This is a genomic window from Collinsella aerofaciens (assembly GCF_040926265.1).
Lineage (GTDB): Bacteria > Actinomycetota > Coriobacteriia > Coriobacteriales > Coriobacteriaceae > Collinsella > Collinsella aerofaciens_BB.
The window spans coordinates 20,755-35,037 of sequence record NZ_JBCOIL010000006.1 but is presented as its reverse complement, the minus strand read 5'-3'; the positions used below and the strand labels follow the sequence as shown (position 1 = coordinate 35,037).

Sequence of the window (14,283 nt, the reverse complement as noted above, 5' to 3'; positions counted from 1 at the left end):
GGGGCATGCCGCTCTCCTTCGTCATCGCACGCTACTTCGCCTACGCGTTCGCGGCGGTCGCCACGGCGTGGCTCGCATCGTTCATGGCGCTCTCCGCGGCAATCAACGCGGGCTTCGTCTACGAGGCAAGCTGGGGGCCGGCCAATGCGCGCGAGGTCGCGGAGGGTCTGGCACGCGACGGCGTCTGCGGGCAGCAGGACGTGCCGACGGCGTACCGCTACCTCATCCTGAATAAGGACGGATACGTACTGATGACAGACCTCGAGGGCACGCGGCTCGAGGACGCGACGGAAATGGCCCGTGCGGCACTCGCCGCGAATCCGGGCACAGTGGAGATCGAGGGCGGGGGCTCGGGCCTCACCTACGCCGCGTTCCCGCTCAAGGGCGGCGGGGCCTGCGCACTCGTCAGCGAGTACCTGCCGCAGTGGGTCTCGCGCGACCTCGCCGGCCTGCTTCCCAACCCGCAGAATCTCATGCTCGTCGGCGCCGCTGCGGGAAGCGCGCTCGCGCTCGCGCTCGTGGCGCGCCGCGCGAGCCGCGTGATCTCGCGCAAGATGGCGCCGCTCGCGGAGGCGGCGGGGCGCGTCGGCGCGGGGGAGCTCGACTTCGCGGTCGGCAGCACCAACGTACGCGAGGTGAACGACGTCCTCGCCGCGATGGACGCCATGCGGACCTCCCTCGCCGAGTCGCTCGAGGCCCGCTGGGCCGCGGAGCGGGGGCAGCGCGAGCAGGTGGCGTCGCTCGCCCACGACCTCAAGACGCCGCTCACCGTGCTGCGCGCCAACGCCGACTTCGTGGCGGAGGAGCTGGAAGACGAGAAAGACGCCGACCTCGCGGCCGCCGCGCGCGACATAGCCGGCAGTGTCGAAAGGCTCGACGGCTACGTGCGCCTGCTCATCGAGGCCTCGCGCGGGTCCGGCGGGGCGGAGAGGGCCCCCATGCGGCCGGCCGAGCTCTGCGAGCAGGTCCTCGCCGAGGCCGCCCAGATCGCCCGGGCGCGAGGCGTGACGCTCGACGCGGCCACGGGCCCCGCTGTCGCGGGCGCGCCCGAGGCCCCGCTCGACCGAACCGCCCTGGCGCGAGCCGCCGCGAACCTTGTGGTCAACGCCGCCGAGCACGCGCGCTCGCGCGTGGCGGTCTCCTGCGACGTCGCGGGCGGACACCTCGTCATCGAGGTGGCCGACGACGGACCGGGCTTCTCTCCCGCCGCCCTCGAACGCGGCTGTGAGCGCCTCTTCACAGACGACTCCTCCCGCTCCTCGCGCGACGGAGGCCGCCACTACGGGCTCGGCCTCCACGCCGCCTCCGAGGCCGCGAGCGCCCACGGGGGCTCCGTCTCGCTCGCCAACAGCCCCTCGGGCGGCGCGGTGGCCACCATCGCGGTCCCCCCTGTGAGGGCCTAACGACTCAGGCCCTTGATTCGCGATTTCGGGAATGACTCAATTGATTCGCAAAACCTCAGGCCGCTCCTTTAATCACTCCCTGGTTTCCGCCGGGGTTCGTAGCGGGTGGCGTGAAAAGGGGTGATTCAAAGGGTCGGAGAGATGCGTCTTAGCCGAGAATAAGGTTAGCCTTATCTTACTGCATGATTCGTGTGTTATAGTTAGATGTCTCTAACTATTTGGGGGCGATAGCAATGCACGAATGTAAGGGCTTCTGGGACAAGAATGCCGGTCGGTACGACCGTTTCATGCGAAAGGACCGGGCGGCGTATGAGAAGATGTATGAGCTGATCAGGCCGGTGGTGAAAGCAAAAACCGTACTGGAGGTTGCCACCGGCACGGGGCTTATCGCAAAGAGCATCGTGAATGCGGCGGCGCACATCGAGGCTACGGACGCTTCTGCAAAGATGATCCTTGAAGCAAAGCGGGACAATCAATCCGCAAAGCTGCACTTTTCCGTACAAGATATGTTCCGCCTGCCCTATGCACAGAAGTTCTTTGATGTGGTGATCGCGTCCAACGCGCTTCACATAGTGCCGCATCCGGAAAAGGCCCTGCAAGAAATCAGGCGGGTGCTGAAGGACGACGGCGTGCTCATCGCGCCAACCTTCACCCACGCGGGGAGCTCGGTTTCCGGCAAGGCAAAAGCCTTTTTCATGAGTATGGCGGGATTCCCCCTCCACAGCAGGTGGACGAGCGAGGAATACCTGCGTTTCCTGCGTCAAAACGGCTGGGCGGTGCAGAAAAGCGCGGTGCTGAAGGCCTCGTTCCCGTTGACCTATGCGGAATGCATGAAATCGGAGGGGCCAGATGTCGTTCTTTGAAAACACCCGCAAGCCCGTGGGCCCCGGCGGAAAACTTATGGTTGCCATGATGAATATGGGCCACAGCCCTGTGGCGCGGTAGGGACTTCAGTTTCTACGACTTGCGCCAAATGCCAAGGTGCTGGATTGCGGCTGCGGCGGCGGGGCAAACATAAAACGACTGCTGAAAAAATGCCCGCATGGCGTCGTCAAGGGCATCGACTATTCGCCCGTCAGCGTAGAGAAGGCTAGAAAGCTCAACCGAACTGCAATTCAGGAGGGGCGTTGCGCCGTTCTGCAAGGCAGTGTGGCGGATATGGCGTTTGAGGACGCCATGCGGGCATTTTTGCATCCATCCTGCACATGGCGATAGGCATGACAGTCATAGCGGCTGTGCTGGCGGCAATTATGACAGTTTTTATTCACTGAGGAAGAAACCTATGAAATGTAAAATTGAGAAAAACACCGTGCAAGAGACGCTGATCCTCCCGCTGTATTCCCGAAAGCTGTGTACGGAGCTGTACCCGAACCTTTACAGGGATGAAACAGCGGTTCGTCTACTCGACCAGATCGACTACGACTTTTCAGAGGCAGAGAAAAACTCCCGCAGCCTGATGCAGCGCTTTGGTGCGCTGGAGGTGGCCATGCGGCAGAGTGACCTTGCTTTCGAGGTGCGGGATTACCTGAAAGGCCACCCCAATGCGGCGGTGGTCAATCTGGGCTGCGGGTTGGACAACACCGGCAGAACCTGCGACAACGGTAGATGCAAGATCTACAATCTGGACTTCCCGGATGTGATTGCTTTGCGGCAGCAGCTACTGCCCGCCGGGGATCGGGAACAAAATATCCCCTGCGACCTGAAAGACACCGCATGGTTTGGCAAAATCGATGCCTCCGGCGGGGCGGTGTTCTTTGCCTCCGGGGTGTTCTATTACTTCCTGACCCAGCAAGTCCGGGAACTGGTGCGGGGGATGGCGGACGCTTTCCCCGGCGGTGTGCTGGTCTTTGATGCTGCCAATCGGACGGCAGTAAAGATGATCGCAAAAACATGGCTTAAGTCTGCAAAAATCAAGGATGTGGGGGCATATTTTGCGGTTTCGGATGCCGCCAAGGAAATCGGCACGTGGAACAGCCGCCTGCAGGTCACAAGTCGCGGCTATATGCTGGGCTACAACGATTTGAGAGACCCTTCTGTCGGCGGCTTTTTCCGGTTTCTCGCAAGGGTCGGTGACAACGGGATGAAAATGCAAATCGTGAAAATAAGATTTTGAGAGACAAAAATGCAAAAGACGGGCACTTCTTGCCGCTCAATTGGCAAGAAGCGCTCGTCTTTTCTTAACGCGTTGTATGGCGGAGAGAGCGCAAGTTACGCGAGCGCCCTTCTTGCCAGCTCGGCCGCGCCGAGGATTCCTTGGTCGCCGCCGCAGCCCGGGGCGCAGATGTAGCGCTCCATGTCCTTAAGCTCGGCGGTCTGGATGTAGCCACCCAGATATTCGAGGGTTTTCTTGCGGACGATGCCGTAGAGCTGCTCCTGGTGCATCACGCCGCCGCCGAGGACGATGCGGCGAGGCGAGTACATGAGCACGAGGTTCGCGCACATCTGCCCCAGATAATCCCCCTCGAGCGCCCACGCCTCATCGTTGTCCGCGAGCTCGGCCGCGGGCTTTCCCCAGCGCGCGGCAATGGCGGGGCCGGAGGCGAGGCCCTCGAGACAGCTCGCGTGGCTCGGGCAGACGCAGCGTCCCTCCTCGGTGGGACGGGTCCTTACCAGCATGTGGCCGGCCTCGGGGTGCAGCATGCCGTGAAGGAGCCTGCCCGCGCACATGACGCCCGCGCCCACGCCGGTGCCGATGGTCACGTAGACGGCGTCCTCGAGCCCCTTGCAGCAGCCGTAGACCACTTCGCCGAGGCAGGCAACGTTCACGTCCGTGTCGTAGGCCACCGGAATCCCGAGGGCGTCGGCGAACGCGGCGCGAAGACCATGGCCTCGCCACGCGAGCTTGGGCGTCTGGAGGATGGAGCCGTAGCGCTCGTCGTTGGGGTCGACGCAGGTCGGGCCGAAGGCGCCGATGCCCAACGCGTCCACATCGCGGGCGGTGAACCACTCGATCATCTGCGGGACGGTCTCGGCGGGCGTAAGCGTCGGGGTCTCCATACGGTCGAGGACCTCGCCGTCGCCGGACACCACGGCACAGACCATCTTGGTCCCGCCGGCCTCGAGGGCGCCAAGCCTCATTTGCTTTTCGCTCATGTGATCCTCCTTACAAAGGGACGCCCGCAGTCATGGTCAACCGCGGGCGCCCATAACGTTGGCTTGTTTCGAGGCGACCCTACCTGGGCACGCGGTCCTGCCTTGCGGCAAACGGGGCGAGCACGGCGTGCGGCTCGCTTTGGTACCAGTAGGCGACGGTGGAGATGTCGTCCTCGCGCTCGTAGAGCTTGATGTCGTCGTTGCCGAGGTCCTGGAACGTCACGCGCAGGTCCTCCTTGAACGAGATCGGGTCGGGAAGGTGCCACCTGTAGAGGCCGTGCCTGGGCAGCGCGTCGTCGTTGGTCGCGAGCATCGGGTTCGGGTTCGACTTGCCCGCGCTGAAGCGGTCGCGCGTGGCGTCGCGCGTCGAGCGGTACGGGTAGCCGGCGAACAGCGTGTTGAAGCACTGCGCCTCGGGCAGCGCGTGGGGCGGCCTGTCGAGGAAGGCCCAGGCACCGCCGAAGTAGTCCTCGGCTCCCGTCGAGGTGACCGTGGGGAACTCCTCGTCGCCGTCGAGGAAGAACTTCATCTCGCCCTCGCCCCACCAATAGCGCTCCAGGGCGCACAGGGCCATGTAGGTGCCGACGTAGTAGCCCTTACCGCGCACGCCGTCGAGCACGGTGTAGTCGACGCCCCTGCGGGTGCTGCGCTCGCGGTTAAAACGGGCGTGGAAGTACATGGCGTCGTCCGGCACGTCGGTGAGCGCGTAGTTGAACGTGTAGAAGATGTACTTAATGAACCCGGGGTGCTCGCTCGTAAGCGTGACTTTGGCGTGCTTCCTGAAAGGCATCTCGAAGTAGCAGTTCATGCCGCCCGTCGGGTTCACGCAGATGGGCATCGAGTTGACGATGGCGCGCTCACCGAAGCCGTTGCAGAAGAAGTCGCCGACAGGGCACTCGACCGAGGGGGTCTCCTCGTCGTCCCAGTAGAAGCGCAGCACGAGGTCGCGCATGACGAAGCTGCCGGCGGCGGTCTTGTCGGGGACGGTCATCCAGATGTGGCGGATGATGCCGGGGCCCTCGATGTCCGCGAGCGTGATGGTCTCGCCGGACTCAAGGGGCACGCAGCACGAGCCCTTGCGGCCGACGCCGAGGTGGCTGGCCGACATGGCGGCACGGCCCTTCTCGCCCGTGATGTTCTCGGGGGTGATGGCGCGGCTTTCCTCACCGCCGTGCATCCACACGTCCTTAAGGAACTCTCTCATCGTCGACCTCCTCTATTCGTCGTCTTCGCACTCGGCGGAACTGGCACCGTTCACGTAGACGATCTGCTGGCGCGCCTCGTCGACGAGGGCGTCGAAGTCGAGTTTCTCGTCGGGGCGCGCGAGCGCGACCGTCATGGCGAGCGGGAGGTTGACACCCGCGATCACGTGGATCCGGTCGGAGGCGAAGCGGGAGAAGCGCTGGTTCACGCTGCCGCCGACCGCGTCGGTGAGGACGACGACCTCGTCAGTGCCCGAAAGAGCCGCCTCGACCGCCGCGTCGAGCCCCTCGCCGTTGTCGTTCACGTAGGCGCACACGGCGTTGACGGCGTCGCTCTTACCCGTAAGAAACTCGAGGGTGTCCTTGAAGCCCTGGGCGAGAAGGGAATGGCTCGCCACAACTATCTTTCTCATTGATTCACCAATCTCTTGGGTCGAAGCTAGGCGAGGATGCCGGCGGCGGAGGCGACCATCGCGAGGACAATCACCACGAGGATGAGGGCCGTCATGCTCGCGTTCTTCTTGGTAAGAAGGTAATACGCGCTTCCCGTGATGGCAGCGGGGATCATGGCAGGCAGGATCTTGTCGAGCAGCGGCTGAATCTCCATCGAGACGTCGCCGAAGCTGAAGCTAATCGGGCAGGTGACGCCGATGACCGAGGCGATGAGGCAGCCGACCACGGTGAGGCCGAGCACGGAGGCGGCGGCAGTGAGGTTGGGAAGCTTCTCGCTGAAGTCGGTGACGAGCTTCACGCCCTGCTTGTAGCCGAACTCGAGGGCGTGCATGCGGACCCAGAAGATGGCCAGGATGAGCGCGAACCAGATGCCGGCTCCCACGGGGTTGCCCTCGATGGCCATGTAGGCGGCGATGGAGCCCATGATGGTCGGGATCATGGTCATGAGCAGGGAGTCGCCGACGCCGGCGAGCGGTCCCATGGTGCCGATCTTCAGGTCTTGGACGGCGTCCGCCGCCGCTAGGCCGTCGCGTTCCTCCATGGCCACGCAGGCGCCAAGGATGATGGCAGCGAGCCAAGGCTGGGTGTTGTAGTAGCGGAAGTGGTTGTTGAGCGCTTGCTTATAGTCCTCGTCGTTCGTGTAGATCTTCCTCAGGACCGGCGAGAGGGCGTAGGCGACTGAGGCGCCCTGCTGGGTCTGGTAGTTGAAGGTGCACACGCTCATGAGCCAGCGCCAGTTCGCGTTGCGCAGGTCCTTCTTGGTGACCTTGTAGCCGGAGGGCTTGCCCTCGGCGACGGCGGTGATGTTCTCGTTTTCCATGGTTACTCATCCTCTCCGATGAAGGCGTCTGCGGAAGCGTGGGCGGCGAGCTCGGTGTCCCTCTCGGCACGCTGGTAGAACGCGATCGCGAGGGCAACGCCGACGATGGCGGCGCCGATGATGGGCACGTTCAGGAAGGCCGAGAGGAAGAAGCCGGCGAGCAGGTACTGGAAGTACTTGCCGGTGGGCATGTAACGCAGCAGCATCGCGATGCCGACGGCCGGGAGCATCTTGCCGGCGAGGGTGAGGCCGGAGAGGAACCACTGGGGCATAACCTCGAGGAGCCAGTTGACGGCGGGCTGGCCGAGGGTCACGGAGACAAAGACGGGCAGGGCGGCGCACAGGCCGAAGAGCACGGGGCAGACCCACAGGATGGCGTTCATCTGCTTGAACTTGCCCTCGTCGCAGAACTTCTGGGACTTCTCGACGACGAAGCCGTTGAGGATCTTGACGATGACGTCAAGCTGGATGCCGAGCATGCCGACCGGCAGGCCGATGGCGAGGCCCGTGTCCGCGCCCAGGGTCACGCCGTAGGCGGTGGCGATGATGGCCATCGTGCCGTAGTCGGGAATCGACGAGCCGCCGAAGCCCGCGACGCCGAGCTGCATGAGCTGAATGGTACCGCCGATGACGAGGCCGGTCTGCCAGTCGCCCATGACGACGCCGGTGATAAGGCCCCAGAAGACGGCATAGTTGACGAAGATCATCGGGATGCCGTAGTAGTCCACGTGCTTGATGAAGGCCAGCAGGGTCAAAAGGACGACTTGCAGGATAGTGAAGTTGACCATGATCCCTCCTTAGATGAGGTCGGCGACGGAGACGGGCTTGTCGGCGGGCACGAACTGTGCCGTCACCTTGACGCCGCGGGCGATGAGCGCCTTGTAGCTCTGGACGTTCTCGGCGGAGGCATAGGCGCGCTGGGTGAGCTGGACGCCGCCCTCCTTGACGAGCGAGCCGCCGACGATCAGCGACGGGAGCTCGATGCCCGACTCGACCAGGTGAAGGATCGTCTCGGGCTCCTTGGCGATGACAAAGACCTTCTCGCGGTCGTACTTGCCCGCCGCGAAGTTCTTGAGCGCGGTCTGCTCGGAGATGATCGAGACGGCCATGCCCGCGGGGCGCGCCATCCTCATAGTGGACTTCAGGACCTCGTCGCCGGCGACCTTGTCGTCGATGACCATGACTCGGGTCGCGCCCGACACCGGGGCCCACTGCGTCACGATGATGCCGTGAAGCAGGCGATTGTCGATTCGTGCCATAACAACACTCATGTTTGCTCCTATCAAATGAAGTTTTACGTTCGGTACTGCCTCGGCGCTATCCGGATTCGCGCCGGGCAAGGGGTTATCGGATTATTGAGGACGCGCAGTCAGCTTGCGGCGGCGCGGGGAAGGTCACTCGTCGAGCAGGAGGTCCGAGGAGCCGAGGCGCTCTTCTCGCGCCGGGGCGGCGCTCACGCTTATGTAGTCAAAGACATATGCGATCTCGCTTACGGGAACCTCTACGCGATAGCGCGTCGAGATGCTCGAGAAGCTCTGCCTGAAGGACTCGATGAAATCGGCACGCTCCTCCTCGAAGCGGTCCTGACCAACGTAGGTCTCAATGGGGTTTCTGGTAACAAGGCGCTCGACGAGACAGCAGAGGTGGACGTAGAGCCCAATGATGGCGTTGCTGCCGATCTTCTCGCGTGTCCTGCGCTGAAGCTCGTGCACGGCGCTCTCGATCTCGTGGAATAGCCGCTCCGGGTCGAGGATGGTGATGGAGCGGATGACGTTCTGCAGCGTCATGTTCGAGAGCAGCTTCTCGTGGAAAGAAGAGAGCTCGGAAGCGTCAAGCCACCTGCCGAACACGGCATCAACCTTAGAGGCGGACGCCGTCGACATGATGTCCTCGAGGGCGACGAAGGGGACGGAGGCGACCCCGGGGTCTCCCGTGCCGATGACGGCGCAGACGCGGTGCTCGGAGAAAACGGCGTCGTTCGACCCGTTCGCGACGAGCTGCTTGAAGGGCCTCGTGAGCAGGCGCGCGCCTATGGTGCGCGGGAGGCTCTGCGAGACGAGCTGGCGTATCCTCTCCGCGGCGTCGACCCCGGACTCGGAGCAGAAGACGATGGCGTCCTCACGGTTGACGCGCTCGATCACCTTGCAGTGCGTCACGCACGCGGCGGTCGCGTCGCCAAGAACCTCGGCGATGGACTTGCCGCCGAGCAGCCCGACCCCGATCTCGAGCGCAAGACCGGTAGAGACGTTGTTCACCACGCCGATAGTGGAGTCGGTAACGTTCTCGAGGGCCTTATAGCCCTCCTCCAAGGAGCCCATGTCGACGAGGAACACGACCCCGGTGCAGTAGGAATGGCGGTCGACGAGGCGCTGGAGCGGACCGACGATGTCCTTCAGCTGCTGGTCGTAGGGCATGTCGACCGCCTCGTACACATGCATGCCGAGCATACGGTTCGCCGCGTCGGCGATGCTCGTCGCCGTTGAGTAGCCGTGGGACAAGATGACGCAGAGCGTTCGAAGGGCCTTCGCGTCGCGAGACTCCGATGCGACGCACAGCGTCAGAAGCGTCTTCGTGAAGTGATCGAGCGAAATTCCCAGCGCCCCTTCCACGTCTGCGGCGACCTGATCGGAGACGCTCGAGGCAAACGGCAATTCGGAGGTCACGGCACCGAGGAGATGGGAGATTTGCTCCGCACAGGCAGACTTTCGCTTAGCCAGGCCGATGCCCGGCCACAACTGCAGGCAAATCTCCTGGGACAGCAGAAAAGCGACCTTCCTCGAAAGCTCGATGCCATAAGAAGAGCCTGCGTCGGCAAGGACCGCGCCCACGATGCGCTCGAAGGCGCGCGACCTCGAGGAGGTAACGCCGCGGCCGAAGATCAAGTGATCCTCAACGCCGCGCACAGCGGAGACAGCTTGCGAGACGAGCTCGGAGACAGAGAGCTCCCCGGCGCAGAATCGCTCATCGAGAGAGCACAGGGCATCGAGCGCCTGCTCGACCGGCCCTGTGCTCTCGGCGGCATCCAGGGACGCGTCGATCAGAACGCCATCGTCGGGCTGTTGATCGATCTGCGCGGAGGAGAGGAGCCCGCTGGGAAGAAGATACGGGCGAACGACGACGTAGTCGCCCTCGCGATTGAGGAACGCTTTGGCGCAGCAGTTCGTCACGCAGGCGCGCAAGCCGGCGATGTTATCGGAAAAGTCCGCGTTCACGAGGCAACGGTATGCGCCGCGGCTGATCTTCACATCAGAACCGATTCGGCACCCCTCGCTGCGCAGGAAGCTCAAGATGAGATCCTCGCGCTCCTCGGGGGTCCGCTCCTTGAGTGAGGGGACGCGGGCACAGATGGGCATTTTGCTGTAAGCCGAGGAAACCTTCAGGTCATCGGCGGAAAGCGTCGTCGAAAGAACGAGGCGAGCGCGCGGCGCATCCTGGGAGGCATCGAGCCCGAGGGCCGTCGCAAGGCAGTGCTCCATCGCAGAGGGAGAGAGTGCCTCGATGCCGTTGACAAAAACCACACCCCCGCGCGATTTCGCGATCGACTCGTCAAGAAGCCCGTTGAACGAGGCGGCGTCCGGGACCCCGGCGCAGTCGATGCGCACATAGGAGGAGTCGCGGGACAGCAAGCCCTGGTTCTTGCCATACTCGTACACAAGACGAGAAAGGAAAGACTTGCCGACACCCACGCCGCCGCTCAAGAGGATGGGCAGGCCAAACGGAGGGTACTGAACCGCAGCCTTGCACTGCTCGACAACGGAGCTGAGGCTCAGGTCAAAGCCCACGGCACGCGCGAAGTCACGGTGATCGGCGATTCCCGTCGCCTGGATGAGGTCGGCGAGCGAGGCGTACTCGCTTGCAGAGAGCTTTACCTGAAAACGCTTCTGGAACGCGCGGCGATGAAAATAACGGACAGGCCTGCCCGCCACCTTAACCACAAGGCCGGCGCGAACAAGGTCGTTGAGGTACTGGCTCGCCAGACTCCTGGAGATGATGAGCGTCTCGGCGATGTCGGAGGTGGACAGACGGGCAAGGTCGTCGAGCGAGACGGCAGAGGTGAGGGCCTCGAGATGCTCGAGAATCCTGTCCCTCATGTCGACGGGCTTCTTTGCCAAGCTGTCCTGTGCGGTCTTGTCCATGACTTCTTACCTCCTTGTACAAGGAGTATAAGGGGAACACAGAGAACGGAAGGGGGCGCGTGGGGGAATCAACAGCCCCGAGGAGAAGTTCACCACTTGAGGGGCAGAAAACAACGGCCATTGAACATTCAGGGCCGACGCTCAACACTTCGGCTCGACACTTCGCTTTGGAAAGGGCCCTGCGCGATGGTGCAGCCCTCCATCTCGCAGCACAGGTCGCCGAAGGTCGCGAGGATGCGCTCCTTCTGTTCCGCGGGCGAGACGACTCGGTGGGCAAGGTCCTCTCAAAAGGGGTCGTCCGACGCCGCAAGACCTCGATGACCGACTACCGCCTCGAGCAAGTGGCGGATTACCTCTACACTATCGAACTTGCCTTGGTCAAGTACGAGGCCAAGGAGAACGGTGAGACGTACAACAAGTTCTTCGGAGGTATAGGTTCTTTCAAGAGGAACTGGTTCAAGCAAGCCCGCAGCAAGCGGATATAGGTGGTTCCGCAGTCTCGCAGGGAGCGGTCGTCTCTCCTCCGGCCAGGGCCCCAAGCGACACGCTTCGAGCAGCGATAGCGAAACGCAAGCAACGGCGTCGCGGGCGCCTCGTGCGCCATAGTGTCCATGTGGTCATCTCCTATCGTCTCAGCGTGGTGCTGAAGATTCTAGGCGCTGGCCACACCCCTTTTCCGGGGCGCCAACACCAACGTTTAGCACACAAGGAGTTTGACGAGATGGCTCAGCGAGTATTGAATCTATCCGCCCATGCAGCCACGTCGAATAACTCCAGATTGGGGTAACTGACCGTTTCGCCCGTTTCTTTAAGACAGGCCTCCGCGGCGTTGCACAGCGAGCTCGCGAGCGACGCCGCATCAACGCGGAACGTCACGCTCTTAGTCGCACGCATCCCGCTCTTGGGCGACGGCCAGGAAGAGCAGAGGGCGTTGCACCCGTGGAGGACAAGCTCGAACTTGTAGTCATAGTCGAAGCTCTCGTCTTTCTCGGGAGCATCGACCGACACATCGTAGTCGCCTGAATGCAACAGGGAGCACCGGAGCTTCCAGCACATCTTCCCATTAAAGATTTGACCTGGAATCGTTTCACCTTCGTTCGAGGGGTCTCCCGAAAACAGGAAGTCGTTTGCCGCCCAGTCATCAAACCACTTCACATACTGCCGCCCCGCCGCTCTCTTCCCGTTATGAAGGACGAGATTGGGATAAAGAAGCTGCCCCATGGCGTCGGGAATGGTAAGGGAAGACATAAGGGCTGGGATAAGGCAGTCTTTCTCAACCGCATTTCTAATCGATTCGACGAGTAGCTTCATTTTGATGCCTCAAAAAGTCTATACGGTCTTATGCGAAGAAACGGCCGATCGGCCATGAGCCGAGCGTCGTTCGTGCCTCTTCGTCAAGTGACGCTCTGAGCGCAGAGGCCATGTCCGAGTCTCCGCGCAAGGCTGCTGCGCATGCTTTCGACAGCGCACTATCTGAATTCAGCTGGATTGCCATTAACTCAGATTTCTCCTCGCTAGTAAGATCTCGCTTTCGAGCGGCAATTTGATATCGATTTATCAGGGTTGCCTCTCGATCCGCAAAAGCTTCCAGGGCGTCTACGGTCATCTCGCAGCATTTCAGCAACTCTTCCTTACAGCACGCATCTTGATCGTAGGCTGATAGCATTTCAAGCATCTTGTCGTTGACGTAGGCAGAGCTAACTTCGGTGACTGGATACTGCTTCAACGTAGCGGCAAACACCTCGGCATCGATATTGGCAAGCCTCATATAGTCCTGCATCGTTTGGACGAACAGAGGCGCGACGACTACGGGGGCATCCCCCTCGCCCCGGAAGAACACCGAGACCGTCAGGTCATCCAGTCGAAGCCCATCGACCATTCGGTACATATCTTCAGATACTTGGTAAAACACGAGCTTAATCGGATGGTTCCCCAGATTGATATATCCGAATCCGTTTTGCCGATCCTTGTAGTGGAGGGGTGCGTTCTCAACCAATCCCTTGTAAATTGTCTCGATGTTTCTTAAATCCTGAGTGGTCAACGCACTGATGTCGAGCTCTGGCTTGTAATGAAGAGCGTCGACAACCCGCTTGATAATCTCCAGCGACTGCAATCGACTCTCAAGGGCGTCGAGGTCGCCTCCGCTCAACTTGCACCCGCGAGCAAAGCCGCTTCCGTCTATGGAAAGCGTACCGGTTTGCATCAATGCGCGCATGAGGGCCAACTCTTCCATGCGCTCGACAAGAGTTCCGGTCTCGCTGAGGGTGATTGTGTTGGTGGAGAGGCATATGTCGAAACCCCTGAAGAAAACGTGCTCGCCATTCTCATTTTCTCCGGCCATGACCACCGCATTTAGGGAAACATCACCAGAGCTGACGTCATGCCGAGACCCAATCGCGACGCCAACTATGTTTTCAAGCTTATTCAAGGGATACAGCTCTCCCCAGGGGCTCTTCCCGTAGATATACAGCCCGTTCCTGTATGGAGCCAAGCTTGCGGGCGACTCGCCCTCGAGCAGCTCGATTCCAAACTCGCACTCATCAAAGCAAAGGCCGGCGTCCTTAAATTCCTCGATTGTCTTGGGGGCGATGCCAGCGACTGCTCGCTGCTTTGCTCTGTCCTTGACCGCCCTTCTGACAAGCCGCGTCAATTCCGCCGCGTCTGATGGAAGCCGGTCGAAACGCAAAGAGATGCGCTCTTGTTGCTCCGGAATATCGGCCAGAATCTTCTTTAGGTCATAGGGAAGCAAAAGTCTGTAGAAAACCTCCGCTGAACGAGCCTCGCTCCCACAGTAGACGTAAAAATAGATGCAGCCTCCAGCAATGTTGAGATAGTGCCTGAGGTCTGAAACTCGAACTTGCCGCTTAGGTCGGTCCGATTTTCTTTTCGAAGTGGTCCCCTTGACCTGAAGCGGCAACTGGCCTTCAACGGTCTCAATCGTGAAGGAAGAAGACGAGTAGACTTGCAGGTGCCCGTCGGTGCATTCGGTCTTGTCGTTCTCATCTATATACGCATAGACGCAAGCGACATCGCCGAAAGCCTGCTTGACAGCATTGACCGCGTTCTGCTCGATTTTGCGATTGTCCAAGCTTCTCCTTACTGTTTTAGATCGTCAGCAAACCGATGTCAGGCATGTTTCTCACTTGACCTAACTGCCTCGCGATGAATCGCATGGC

Annotated in this window: 14 protein-coding genes; 5 read left to right on the top strand and 9 right to left on the bottom strand. The window is 61.5% G+C overall.

What is annotated here, in order from left to right; translation table 11 throughout:
* Positions 1-5: 5 nt before the first annotated feature.
* From AB5767_RS02865 to AB5767_RS02850, 4 genes are all read left to right on the top strand, one after another.
* On the top strand, positions 6-1,403 hold the full coding sequence (locus tag AB5767_RS02865) for a sensor histidine kinase (RefSeq protein WP_368131476.1): 1,398 nt from the start codon (positions 6-8) through the stop codon (positions 1,401-1,403).
* Between the two features lie 233 nt (positions 1,404-1,636).
* Positions 1,637-2,266, top strand: a complete 630-nt coding sequence (locus tag AB5767_RS02860; RefSeq protein WP_368131475.1) for a class I SAM-dependent methyltransferase — start codon at positions 1,637-1,639, stop codon at positions 2,264-2,266.
* 118 nt (positions 2,267-2,384) lie between these two features.
* On the top strand, positions 2,385-2,618 hold the full coding sequence (locus tag AB5767_RS02855) for a class I SAM-dependent methyltransferase (RefSeq protein WP_368131473.1): 234 nt from the start codon (positions 2,385-2,387) through the stop codon (positions 2,616-2,618).
* 67 nt (positions 2,619-2,685) lie between these two features.
* On the top strand, positions 2,686-3,516 hold the full coding sequence (locus AB5767_RS02850; RefSeq protein WP_368131471.1) for a class I SAM-dependent methyltransferase: 831 nt from the start codon (positions 2,686-2,688) through the stop codon (positions 3,514-3,516).
* Between the two features lie 95 nt (positions 3,517-3,611).
* Here AB5767_RS02850 and AB5767_RS02845 read toward each other — a convergent pair whose 3' ends face one another.
* From AB5767_RS02845 to AB5767_RS02815, 7 genes are all read right to left on the bottom strand, one after another.
* Positions 3,612-4,496: an ROK family protein gene (locus tag AB5767_RS02845; RefSeq protein ID WP_368131470.1), complete on the bottom strand. Its 885-nt coding sequence runs from the start codon at positions 4,494-4,496 to the stop codon at positions 3,612-3,614.
* A 79-nt stretch (positions 4,497-4,575) separates the two neighbouring features.
* Positions 4,576-5,700 carry a glycoside hydrolase family 172 protein gene (locus AB5767_RS02840; protein ID WP_368131469.1) on the bottom strand — a complete coding sequence of 375 codons (1,125 nt, stop codon included), beginning with the start codon at positions 5,698-5,700 and terminating at the stop codon, positions 4,576-4,578.
* Between the two features lie 12 nt (positions 5,701-5,712).
* Complete coding sequence (locus tag AB5767_RS02835; RefSeq protein WP_368131467.1) at positions 5,713-6,111, bottom strand: PTS sugar transporter subunit IIA; 399 nt, start codon at positions 6,109-6,111, stop codon at positions 5,713-5,715.
* Between the two features lie 26 nt (positions 6,112-6,137).
* A complete protein-coding gene (locus AB5767_RS02830) occupies positions 6,138-6,971 on the bottom strand; it encodes a PTS system mannose/fructose/sorbose family transporter subunit IID (protein ID WP_117680463.1) in 834 nt (277 codons plus the stop codon).
* 2 nt (positions 6,972-6,973) lie between these two features.
* The gene (locus AB5767_RS02825; RefSeq protein WP_195192560.1) at positions 6,974-7,759 is read right to left on the bottom strand and encodes a PTS mannose/fructose/sorbose/N-acetylgalactosamine transporter subunit IIC; all 786 of its coding nucleotides are present in this window, start codon (positions 7,757-7,759) and stop codon (positions 6,974-6,976) included.
* A 9-nt stretch (positions 7,760-7,768) separates the two neighbouring features.
* A complete protein-coding gene (locus AB5767_RS02820; RefSeq protein ID WP_055287016.1) occupies positions 7,769-8,242 on the bottom strand; it encodes a PTS sugar transporter subunit IIB in 474 nt (157 codons plus the stop codon).
* 123 nt (positions 8,243-8,365) lie between these two features.
* A complete protein-coding gene (locus tag AB5767_RS02815; protein WP_368132801.1) occupies positions 8,366-11,107 on the bottom strand; it encodes a PRD domain-containing protein in 2,742 nt (913 codons plus the stop codon).
* Positions 11,108-11,121: 14 nt separating this feature from the next.
* Here AB5767_RS02815 and AB5767_RS02810 point away from each other — a divergent pair, with 14 nt between their 5' ends.
* A complete protein-coding gene (locus AB5767_RS02810; protein WP_368131463.1) occupies positions 11,122-11,592 on the top strand; it encodes a hypothetical protein in 471 nt (156 codons plus the stop codon).
* Between the two features lie 241 nt (positions 11,593-11,833).
* Here AB5767_RS02810 and AB5767_RS02805 read toward each other — a convergent pair whose 3' ends face one another.
* Positions 11,834-12,418 carry a hypothetical protein gene (locus AB5767_RS02805; RefSeq protein WP_035136934.1) on the bottom strand — a complete coding sequence of 195 codons (585 nt, stop codon included), beginning with the start codon at positions 12,416-12,418 and terminating at the stop codon, positions 11,834-11,836.
* A 28-nt stretch (positions 12,419-12,446) separates the two neighbouring features.
* Positions 12,447-14,195, bottom strand: a complete 1,749-nt coding sequence (locus AB5767_RS02800) for a hypothetical protein (protein WP_368131462.1) — start codon at positions 14,193-14,195, stop codon at positions 12,447-12,449.
* Between the last annotated feature and the right edge of the window lie 88 nt (positions 14,196-14,283).

Coding starts and splice junctions, on each gene's coding strand:
- AB5767_RS02865 (WP_368131476.1), top strand. CDS start 6: ATGCCGCTCTCCTTCGTCATCGCACGCTACTTCGCCTACGCGTTCGCG.
- AB5767_RS02860 (WP_368131475.1), top strand. CDS start 1,637: ATGCACGAATGTAAGGGCTTCTGGGACAAGAATGCCGGTCGGTACGAC.
- AB5767_RS02850 (WP_368131471.1), top strand. CDS start 2,686: ATGAAATGTAAAATTGAGAAAAACACCGTGCAAGAGACGCTGATCCTC.
- AB5767_RS02845 (WP_368131470.1), bottom strand. CDS start 4,496: ATGAGCGAAAAGCAAATGAGGCTTGGCGCCCTCGAGGCCGGCGGGACC.
- AB5767_RS02840 (WP_368131469.1), bottom strand. CDS start 5,700: ATGAGAGAGTTCCTTAAGGACGTGTGGATGCACGGCGGTGAGGAAAGC.
- AB5767_RS02835 (WP_368131467.1), bottom strand. CDS start 6,111: ATGAGAAAGATAGTTGTGGCGAGCCATTCCCTTCTCGCCCAGGGCTTC.
- AB5767_RS02830 (WP_117680463.1), bottom strand. CDS start 6,971: ATGGAAAACGAGAACATCACCGCCGTCGCCGAGGGCAAGCCCTCCGGC.
- AB5767_RS02825 (WP_195192560.1), bottom strand. CDS start 7,759: ATGGTCAACTTCACTATCCTGCAAGTCGTCCTTTTGACCCTGCTGGCC.
- AB5767_RS02820 (WP_055287016.1), bottom strand. CDS start 8,242: ATGAGTGTTGTTATGGCACGAATCGACAATCGCCTGCTTCACGGCATC.
- AB5767_RS02815 (WP_368132801.1), bottom strand. CDS start 11,107: ATGGACAAGACCGCACAGGACAGCTTGGCAAAGAAGCCCGTCGACATG.
- AB5767_RS02805 (WP_035136934.1), bottom strand. CDS start 12,418: ATGAAGCTACTCGTCGAATCGATTAGAAATGCGGTTGAGAAAGACTGC.